The 9,807-nt window shown below is 69.4% G+C and carries 8 protein-coding genes; 5 read left to right on the top strand and 3 right to left on the bottom strand.

The window, feature by feature from the left end:
* Nucleotides 1-46: 46 nt before the first annotated feature.
* Nucleotides 47-445, bottom strand: coding sequence for a DUF1801 domain-containing protein (locus B351_RS0100450; RefSeq protein WP_026010184.1), 399 nt, complete (start codon nucleotides 443-445; stop codon nucleotides 47-49).
* 64 nt (nucleotides 446-509) lie between these two features.
* Nucleotides 510-3,599 (bottom strand): DUF3427 domain-containing protein, encoded by a 3,090-nt coding sequence (locus B351_RS0100445; protein ID WP_019397087.1) that lies wholly within the window; start codon nucleotides 3,597-3,599, stop codon nucleotides 510-512.
* A 169-nt stretch (nucleotides 3,600-3,768) separates the two neighbouring features.
* On the opposite strand from B351_RS0100445, the gene B351_RS0100440 reads away from it, so the two are divergent.
* The 5 genes from B351_RS0100440 (at nucleotide 3,769) to B351_RS0100420 (ending at nucleotide 9,071) form a co-directional block, all read left to right on the top strand.
* Nucleotides 3,769-4,710, top strand: a complete 942-nt coding sequence (locus B351_RS0100440; RefSeq protein WP_156810385.1) for a hypothetical protein — start codon at nucleotides 3,769-3,771, stop codon at nucleotides 4,708-4,710.
* Between the two features lie 2 nt (nucleotides 4,711-4,712).
* Nucleotides 4,713-4,901 (top strand): hypothetical protein, encoded by a 189-nt coding sequence (locus tag B351_RS0100435; protein WP_019397085.1) that lies wholly within the window; start codon nucleotides 4,713-4,715, stop codon nucleotides 4,899-4,901.
* Nucleotides 4,902-5,120: 219 nt separating this feature from the next.
* Complete coding sequence (locus B351_RS0100430) at nucleotides 5,121-5,621, top strand: hypothetical protein (protein ID WP_125165627.1); 501 nt, start codon at nucleotides 5,121-5,123, stop codon at nucleotides 5,619-5,621.
* Nucleotides 5,622-5,694: 73 nt separating this feature from the next.
* Nucleotides 5,695-6,630, top strand: coding sequence for a DUF4344 domain-containing metallopeptidase (locus B351_RS0100425; protein WP_019397083.1), 936 nt, complete (start codon nucleotides 5,695-5,697; stop codon nucleotides 6,628-6,630).
* A gap of 185 nt (nucleotides 6,631-6,815) precedes the next feature.
* On the top strand, nucleotides 6,816-9,071 hold the full coding sequence (locus B351_RS0100420; protein WP_156810384.1) for a hypothetical protein: 2,256 nt from the start codon (nucleotides 6,816-6,818) through the stop codon (nucleotides 9,069-9,071).
* Nucleotides 9,072-9,142: 71 nt separating this feature from the next.
* On the opposite strand, the gene B351_RS0100415 is transcribed toward B351_RS0100420, so the two are convergent.
* Nucleotides 9,143-9,676 (bottom strand): hemerythrin domain-containing protein, encoded by a 534-nt coding sequence (locus B351_RS0100415; protein WP_019397081.1) that lies wholly within the window; start codon nucleotides 9,674-9,676, stop codon nucleotides 9,143-9,145.
* Nucleotides 9,677-9,807: the final 131 nt, after the last annotated feature.

The following is a 9,807-nucleotide window of genomic DNA, read 5'->3' as shown; positions in this document are numbered from 1 at the left end:
GGGCAAGCCGGGCAGGCCGGCCTTCGCAAGGCGATACGGCGGTGGGCTACCAGGCCCAGCCTGGATGCCTGCCGGCCTGTTCGATCCAGGCCGCCATCTCCGCGGCCTGGGCTTCTTCCAGCGAGTGCAGCTTGACGTAGCGCGAACCCTCACCAAGCGGAGGCGGCGGATCGAAGCGGGCGCCGGCGAAGAACACCACGTTCGCCGAGACATCATAGGCCGCCAGCTCGATGACCCAGCCAAGGCCGGGCAGGCCGTAGTAGGCCTTCTTCCATTTCACGGCATAGCCGACCCCGGGCAGGGACTGCCGGATCTGCGCATCCAGGTGGCGCAGCACGGGCTGCAGGCGCGGCATTGAACTACTGATCCAGGCCTCGACGGGTGCATGGTCCTCGCCAGGCAGCGGTGGTTTGCGGGTGCCAGTGGGCTTGATCGACTTGGCCATGGTCGGCTCCGACGCACGGAAGGGTCCGATGCTAGCGCGGCGGATGGGCGGCTCGAAGTGCTACTCAGCCCACCGCGGCGCCGAAGCGCGCGTAAAGATCCCCGGGTAGCTCGTGTTGCAGCTTCCAGGTAATGGCCATGGGCCGCTCGCCCTCGTGGCTGACGTAGGTAGCCGGTCCCAACAGCCAGAATGCGCGGTCGTCCACGGTCAGGCGGGCCATGGGCAGGATGGTGCTGCCCTGGCTGGCGTGGTTGCGGTAGCGCCTGCCGACCTCGCCGTCCTCGCGGGTGGTGGACTGGCTTTCCCAGTGCAGCAGGGTGGGACTGATGGCGTAGTCGCGGTAGCGCGTGGTCGGGGAGAAGTGGCCGACGCTCTTGTCCAGGGTGATGGCCAGCAGGTCCACTCTTTCGGTCTGGTCCCAATGTACGCCGCCCGCCCAGGCTGGAAGGGTAAGCCTTGTATGGCTGGCGAACGCCGCCAGCACCTCCCGGCGGGTGTAGCGGGCGTGCACCCGCAGCGGGACGTGGGGATGGGTGGACAACGCCTGCTGGAGGTGGTCGACCCGGTCGGCAAGCACTTCCATCAGCTGCCCAAGCTCGGCCAGCACCTGCGGATGGCTCCACAGGACCTGGGCTGCCTGGCGGAGGTCGTGGACGGGAACCGGGAATTTGTCGAACAGCACCGCAGCCAGCATGTGCAACAGACGGCGAGCGGTCTGGTCCAGCTGGGCGATGTCCGGGGCCTGCGGCATGGCCGCAAACTCGCGGTACTTGCCGATGCGCAGGGCATCGTCGACGTGCAGCAAGCGGCCGATACCGCGCCTTAGCACGGCCTCGTGCGGGCCTGCGGGCAAGGTGGCCACGCCGCCGGCTTCCAGCAGGTCCGACCAGCTGCGGTTTGCCGAGTAGATGTCTTCCAGCTCGATGCCGCTGAGTTCCAGGAAGTTTTTCAGGGTGACGTGCGGCTGCGATTCGGCGACCCGGCGCAGCTCGTAGGCGCGTCCGCGCCAGGTGGTCGGAAGGCTTTCGCGGATGTTGGCCAGGACTAGCTCCGATGCAACCGGGTCCAGCTCCATGTGGCAGCCGCTGGGCAGGAAGGGGAAGCCCTGTTCGATCTGCTGTTCGATCTGCTTGCGGCCGCCGCCAAGCAGGGCGCCGAAGCGGCGGTGCATGCGGAATTCCTTGCGGTGCTGGCCCACGAAGTCCAGCACCGTGCAGATGCTCTTGCTCGGTTCGCGGCGCAGGCCGCGACCCAGCTGCTGCAGGAACACCGTGGGGCTGTCGGTGGGGCGCAGCAGGAGCAAGGTGTCGACCGTGGGGATATCCACGCCTTCGTTGAACAGGTCCACGGAGAACACCACGCGGATCCTGCCGTTGGCCAGGTCCTGCAGGGCCTGGCGGCGTTCCTCGTCACTGCTGGCCGACCAGACCGCAACCGCCGCGATGCCGGCGCGATTGAACTGCTCGGCCATGAACCTGGCGTGGGCGACGGATACGCAGAAGCCCAGGGCACGCATGAACCCCGGGTTGGGGACGGTCCTGAGCGTCTTGTCGATGATGCGCCTGGCGAGGGCATGGTCGCCCGTCACCAGGTTGCTCAGCTGGTCGAGGTCGTAGCCCCGCCCCCTGTGCCAGGCCAGGTTCCGGTAGTCGGTGCCGTCGGCAATGCCGTAATAGGCAAAAGGCACCAGCCGGTGCTGCTCGATGGCGTCCCACAGCCGTAGTTCCGCTGCGATCCTGTTCCCGAACCAGTGCAGGATGGGCTCTTCGTCGCCACGTTCGGGGGTGGCGGTCAGGCCCAGCAGCTCCAAGGGTGCCAGGTGCTCGATGAGCTCCCTGTACGTGCGTGCGGCGGCGTGGTGGAACTCGTCGATGATCACCACGTCGAAATGGTCGGGTGCCAGGTGCTGCAAGCCGCTGGCCGTCAGGCTCTGGATCGACGCGAACACATGCTCGAAGCGGGCAGGGCGTGCGCCGCCGACCCATAGCTCGCCAAATGCCGGGTCGCGCAGCGCATGCCGGAAGGTGGCCAGGCTCTGTTCCAGGATTTCCTGGCGATGGGCCACGAACAGCAGCCGCGATCTTGCCAGGCGTTTGCGCAACCGCTGGTAGTCCAGCGCGGCCATGACGGTCTTGCCCGTGCCCGTCGCGGAAACGAGCAGGTTGCGGTGGTGGCCCTGTAGCCGCGACAGCTCGATCAGCTCCAGCAGCCGCGACTGGAATGGCTCCGGGCGGATTTCGACCGGGCTTAGATAGACCTGCGGGCCTTCCGCCCGGCTCCGGGTCAGCTCCTGGAACTCGTCCGGGTCGAAGTCGCGGAAGTCGTCATGTTGCCAGTAGCTCTCGAACACGGCCGAGAACTTGTCGATGACGTCCGGATTGCGGGCACCGGAGACACGCACGTTCCATTCCAGGCCCGTGACCTGGGCCGAGTGGGTCAGGTTCGAGGAGCCGATATAGGCCGTGGAGAAACCGGAGTGGCGATGGAACAGCCAGGCCTTGGCATGCAGGCGGGTACTGGAGGTGTCATAGGACACCTTGATCCGCGCACCGAGGTCGCGCAGCGCCTTTAGCGCCGATAGCTCGGTGGAGTTGGTGTAGGTGGTGGTCAGAACCCGCAATGGCCGGCCCTGGTCCACGTGCTGGCGCAAGAGCTCCAGCAACGGACGGATCCCGGTATTGCGCACGAACGCCATCAGCACGTCGATGCGGTCCGCCGAGGCGATCTCGGAGCGGAGCTGGAAGCCGATGTGGGGCTCGCCTGGGGCATTGGTCAGCAGCGTCGTGTCCAGCAGCGGAGTGGCTGGCGGCGGGATCTCCTCCGGCTGGCTATCGGGCCGGGTGGCGACAACCGCCCGGAGCAGGTCGCCAGCGGGCGAGAGGCGGTCAGTCGCTTCCACCCCGCGACCTTGGGCGGCCAGCAGCTCGGCGATTTCGCGCGCCAGCCGGGTGCCCACCTGGACCCGTTGCTTGCTGTCCAGGGAATCGATGGCCCGGCGCACCAGCGACGCCAGATGCAGGGCGATGCGATCGGCCGCCTCCGCCGGATGCAATGCTTCCCGTACGGGCTTGTGTCGGGCATCGAGCTCGGAAAGGGCGTCCTCGAGCGCCTCGGTGACCAGTTGTTCGTACAGCCCGCGATGCAGTCCCGGCATGCGCGCCAGGCTACCAGTTTGGCGGCGGAAATCACCTGCTCCATGTTGGGGACGGATGGGATGGAGCATGCCTGTGACCTTTGCCCCATGGACCCAGGCGGCCACGGCGCTAGGTTCGTGATGACCGTACCGGCTACCGCACGGCTACCGACTCGAACGGAGTGCGACCATGGAGCGAATCCCACGCTGCATCCCGCCGTTGATGCTCGGCCTGCTGCTGGCCTTGCCGCCGGCGTCCGCCGCTCCCCCCGTGGCGCTGGGCTCGGCGGTGGAAACGCAGCTGGGACCTCTTATGCGCCCGGAACTGCGCAGCGAGGTCCTGGTGGTTGGCACCGCGCACCTGGCCGGCATCGATTGGATCCAGCCGGCGCACCTGGACGGCGTGCTGGACCTGTTGGCGCGGTTCGCGCCGACGCGCATTGCGGTGGAGCGGCTGCCGCCGGACGAGGTGGCGCTGCTGCTGGAGCGCGCTGCGCATGATCGCGGTGCGCAGCAGGTGCTGGACCAGTTTGCCGGGCCGATCGTCACCCACGACCGTGCCATGCAGCAGGCGTTGGGCGTGGACCGCGCCATGGCCCGGTCGAAGGCCGAGGCGCTGCTGGCGGATGCGGGCGGATTGGCCGAGCCGGCGCGGGTGGAACTGGTGGGCCTGCTGCTGGCGGCCTACGAGTTCGATTCGGCGGCACTGCAGTGGTCCTACCCGTCTCCCGAAGCGAGGGCCAGGGCGCAGGTCGTGCCGGAGCCCACCCGGCAGGCCCTGGACCAGAGGCTGGCGGCCAGCGACGAGATCGCGGCCTTGGCCATGCCGCTGGCGCGGCGACTGGGCCTGCAGCGGCTGGATCCGGTGGATAGCCAGTACGAAGCCGTGCGGACGTTGGCGCTCCCGGAGGCGGCGCTGGAGGAAGCCTCGCGCCAGGCCTGGGGCGAGGAGTGGCGGGCGACGCCGGCGGCCCGGCGCATGCAGCACCTCTTCGACCAGGCGGCGGAAAGCCACGACATGCTTGCGCTGCTGCGCCAGCTCAACAGCGAAGCCGTGCAGCGGGACGACGCCATGCAGTGGCACGGGTGGCTGGTGCAGGACCGCGCCGATGGCGTGCACCGTTTCCGTTAGCCATGTGGGAACTGCGCAACCAGCGCATGGCGGCCAATGTGCTCGACGTGGCGGCGTCGCCGCGGCCGGAGCGGGTGATGCTGCTGGTCGGGGCCTCGCACAAGGCCTTCGTGGACCGCGCCCTGGCGCCTCATCTTGGAATCTCGCTGGTGCAGCTGGCGGATCTGGAGGCCAGGGGAGGGGCCCGCTGAGCCCTGCAGGCCGGTTATCCCGTTCTTCGCCCGCTGGTCGGGCAATGTGACGCCAATCCCGGTTTTGGCTGTTACATTCGCTACCTTGTCCTGTGGGACAGAGGGGGACATCGTGGAACGGGATTGATGGCTTGCCCGCGACCGGGGCGGGTCGATGCGTGACCGCGGGGCGACCCGTGACTGGCCTGGCGCAACGCCGGAGCACCGGGGGCGATCGCCATGAGGACCTGGATCCGGCCCTTGGTGGTCCTGGGCATGGGCATGCTGGCGGTGTTCCTGGCCGCGGGCCCGGAGGCTTCGGGCGATACCGGCCAGGAGCCCCGGCTTGCGCCCGCTGCCGGGCAGACCGTCGCTGCCGCCACGCCGACGGAGGGAAGCGCGCCGGCCGCGGAGGGAAGTTCCTGCCGCAACCCCTTGCCCTGGCAGGCGGCGCGCAGCCACGTCGGCACCACGGTAGCCCTGCAGGGGCCGGTGGTGCGGGTGATGCTGCGCGACGACCTGCGCGGCAAGCCGGTCTTCATCAGCGTGGGCCAGCCGTTCCCGTCGCGGCAGCGGCTGGAGGCGGTGATCTGGGAGGACCATCGCTACGCGTTTGCGTCCCTGCTCAAGACCCGGCTGGAGGGGCGCGAGGTATGCGTATCCGGCCACGTCGGCCTGCGCGATGGCGTGCCGCGGGTGGTGCTGAAGGCCGCTTCGCAACTGCAGCTGGCCGCGCTCTGACGGCACGGCGCGACGTGCAGGACGCGGCGGCTTCCCCTACGCTTGCCGCCCGACCCGCACGAGACCGCGCCCGATGCCGTTCCGGATCCGCCTTCCCGCCCTGGCCCTCGTGATGCCCGGCATGCTCGCGATCCTGCCGGCGATGGCGGGGCAGGAAACGCCGGCGGGTCGGCAGGCGGCTACGGCGCCGCGCTTCGCTTACGCCTATGAGGCCCCGGCCTCGCCGAACCTGCGCCAGATCCACCGCCGCGTGCGCGAGGTGGACCTGCTGCGGCAGCTGCCGGAGATCCAGGCCATCGACGGCATGTTCGCGCTGCCGCGCCCGTTGCGTTACGTGGCCGCCGAGTGCGGCGAGTTCGGCGCGTTCTACCGCCCGGACCGGGCGGAAGTGGTGCTGTGCTACGAAACCCTGCGCACGCTCTACGAGCGCGGCGTGGAGCACCAGCAGGCCCTGGGCCTGGGCAAAGAACACCCGCTGCGCTACGTGCGCGCCAACGTGCGCTTCATCGTGCTGCACGAGACCGGGCACGCCCTGGTGCACCTGCTCGACCTGCCGGTCACCGGCCGCCAGGAGGATGCGGTGGACCAGCTGGCGGCGATCCTGATGCTGCGCTTCGCGGCGCTGGACGAAAGCCCGGAGCAGGTCACCGAAAACCTGGGCCTGGCCGCCAACTGGATGCTTTCGCGCAGCACCGGCGCCTACAACCTGGAAGCCTATGCCGACGAGCACGCGCTGGCCGAGCAGCGCTACTTCAACCTGCAATGCATGATCTACGGGACCGACCCGCAGGCCTTCGCGCACCTGGTGGACACCGGCGACCTGACCGCCGCCCGTGCCGCGCACTGCCCGGGCGAGACCCGTCGCGTAACCCGCGCCTGGGTGCGCCTGCTGGTGCCGCACCTGGCGCCGGGACACGAGGCCTACCACCAGGAGGCCATGCGCTACCTGGAGCGGACCCGCACCCAGGATGGGCCGATGCCGGCGGTGATGCCGGACGTGGAGTCCTGAGTCCGCGCTGCAGTGACGCCGCGTTCGGGGCTACGGCCTGGCCGACCAGGACTGGCGCCGTATTCAGCCTGATCTGGCTGCCCGTGTCTTGACCTCGGCAGGCGGCCGATGGATCTTGGGCCAGCGCCTGGGGAGGGCGTCTGGGGGGCACCATGCAACTGACGGGCTGGAAGCGGATCCTCGGCGTGGCCCTGCTGTACCTGGGCGGTTACGCCGCGGTAGAGGCGGCGGAAGTGGACCCGGTGTGGGGCCAGTACGCATCACTGCCGGGCCGTACCGCGGCCGCTGGGCCGGAGGGCTACCGCCTGCGCTGGTACTGGGCCAGGGAAGGCGAGGAGCTGGTCCAGGAGTACGTGAACCCGGGCGACGGTCGGGTCGTGCACAGTGACCACATCCGCCCTGATACCGCACCCGGAACCCTGCTGCTCACCGGCTCCTACATGGGTGGCAAGCAGTGGCGGGGCACGGTACAGGAAGATGGCCAGGTGCTGTTCGTCGGCGTCGGCTTGCTCAAGCTCGTCTACCTTGCCGGCTTCAACGATGCAGGGCAGTGGGAGTTGCGCCGCGCCAAGGCGAAGGATGGGCGGCCGGTGTCGGTGGAGCCGCCCACGCGCTACAACCGTTTCTTCTTCGAGGCCGACGGCGGAACCGGGCAGGATGCCGCCGCGGTGGCCGAGGCCGGCACGGCAGGCAACGAGGACAGCGCCACGCAGCCCCGGCTTCCGGCAGAGGGGCTGGCCGCAGCATTGCCGGACGAGGCGGCAGACGAAGTGGCGGATTCTTCAGGGGTTGCCGCGGCAGCCCCCGGCCCGGGCCCGGCGATGCGCGGACTGGAGCGGTTCATCGGCAACAGGCTGCTGGCCGCCGACGGCAAGGGTGCCGTGCAGCTGCGCCGGGAAGGCGGGCACCTGGTCATCGAGCTGTGGGACCAGGACGGGCAGTCGCTCGGACGCTACGTGCTGGCGGCAGCCGGCCGGAAAGGTGACAAGCTCCAGATGCTGGAATCGGCCTTCGGCTACAAGCGCCTGTTGAATGCGCACTGGTTCGGCAACGACCAGTTGCGGCTGTCTTCGTATTCGGGAGCGTTCTCCGGTTACGGGGTACGTCTCCGCCTTGTCGCCCGTGCCGACGGGCTGCTGGTGATACGGGAGAACCTCGACGTCGGGCTGTGGGGCGATGAGCCCCTGTCGGTGTCCCGCACGGTGCACTACGACTTGCCTCCCATGCCGGTGCTGGAGGGCGAGGCGCTGGCGGCGCAGAACGCCTTGAACCGGGGTTACTGGCAAGCGCTGGTCAACTCCGAAAGGAACGCGGTGGAACCCGGGCAATGGCTGCTGCCCAATGGCGAAGCGGCCATCCAGGTCAGCGAGACTACGGGCGGCTTCCGGTCCAGGTACGCCTCCCTCGGCTACGGGAGCGCGTTCACCGAGCAGCTCACCACGGTGGTGTTCGACGATGCGACCGGGACCTGGACCGTCAAGGGGCCCGGTCAGCCGGACATCCGCGAGTACGTGGAGGCCTTCGATGGCCAGACCTGGAACGTGCGCACGCTGCCAGGCCAGGGTGTGACCCCGGCCCAGGCCATCGCCCACAGCCGCAGGGTTGTCGTCACCGCGCACACCCTGGTCCTGACCACCGACACCCGGCGCCAGTTCCAGTGGATGCCGAACGGCGAGGTCTCGGTGGCGATGACCAACGCCATCAGGCGCAAGCAGGCCAGGGACCAGCAGTGGATGGCAGAGCTGCGGCAGGCGCAGGCGGAAGCAGCGGCACGCGAGGCGCGCTGGGCGGCCGAGGCGGCGGAAGCCGAATGGAACCAGCCGGCGCAGCCTTCCGCTGCCTGGCTGGCGCTGGAACGTGCGGTGGACGGGGCCAAGGCGCGCGAGGCGCAGTCACGCGCGGACCTCCATGCAACCTATGCCGACGTCAACCGGCGCGCAGCCGAGCAGCGTGCCCAGCAGGCGGCAGCCGAAGCCAACGCCCGTGCCGCGCGTGATGCCGCACACGCGCGCGAGGTGATGCGCCAGGAGGAGCTGGCGCGCCAGGCGCGGGAACGCGAGCGCCAGGCCCTGCAGGCGCGGCAGGCCGCAAGCCAGGCGCAGGCGTACGCCGCCAATGCCGCAGGCACTCCTGGCGCCGCGGCCCCGGCGTCGGCACAGGCCTCGACCCGCGAGCGTGCCGATGCCTGCGTAGGACAGCCCGTGACATCACCGCACCAGTGCGGCAGTACCAGCGGCCTGAAGGGCATCGTCTCCAATGAATGCGGCGCGCCGGTCGACGTGCGCATGTGCTTCATGACCGCCGGGGGCTGGGACTGCCAGGTACGGTATGGCCTGGCACCGCATGCCACCTGGGAGCCGGGGCTTTGCAGTGCCAACGGCGGCGGGGTGTTCCGCTCGGTGAGGTACAGCGACAGCAAGGAGCCGCTGGCGACGCCCTGAGCCGGGCCAGGCTGGACGAAAACGCGAAGCAGGTACGGCGCCGGGTTGCCCCGGCGCACTGCGGGTCGGCTTTACTGCGCCCTGCGGGTCACCTTGCGCACGGCGGCCTTCATCCCGGTCTTGGCTCCGGCCATGGCCGAGACCAGGGTCGAGGCACTGGAGGCTTTCCATTCCTCGTAGGCCTCGTCGAATTCGGCCAGCTCCTGCGCGGTGAAGAGCTTGCGCGCCATGGCGAACATCTCCTTCTCCTCGTCCCTGGCGTGGTGGTCGATCAGCTCGCCGAACACCTTCACCCGGCCGGCGAACTGCGGCGTGGTGACGTCGGCGGCGTGCACGTCCGGGATCACGGTCTTCTCGACCGCGCGGTGTTCCTCGACGGCCTCGGCATGGATCTTCAGGCCCTCGCGGTTGGCGCGCTCGGCGAAGGCCGGATAGAACACGGTCTCCTCCCACTTGGCGTGGGGCATCAGGTTGGCCTCGATCTTCCCCAGCAGCTCGGTGCGCTTCCTGCCGGCGCGGTCGCTGGTCTGCTCCATCTGTTCGAACAGGGCGCGCAGCTCGTCGTGCTCGGCCTTGAGGGTGCGGAGGATGTTGCGGGTCGCCATTGCCTGGTCCTCGGGAGGGGTGGGTCCTGCGGACCTTGGGGCAGGGGACGTAGTCCGCATGTGAGCGCCTTCGCTATGCTCGGCATACCGGCCACCCAAGAGCCGGACCCCGACGGCTTGCGCCGCTGCCA

It is taken from the genome of Pseudoxanthomonas sp. GW2 (assembly GCF_000283075.1).
In the GTDB taxonomy this organism is placed as follows: Bacteria; Pseudomonadota; Gammaproteobacteria; order Xanthomonadales; family Xanthomonadaceae; genus Pseudoxanthomonas.
Note: the sequence above shows the minus strand (reverse complement) of the source record. Positions and strands in the feature narration are given on the sequence as shown.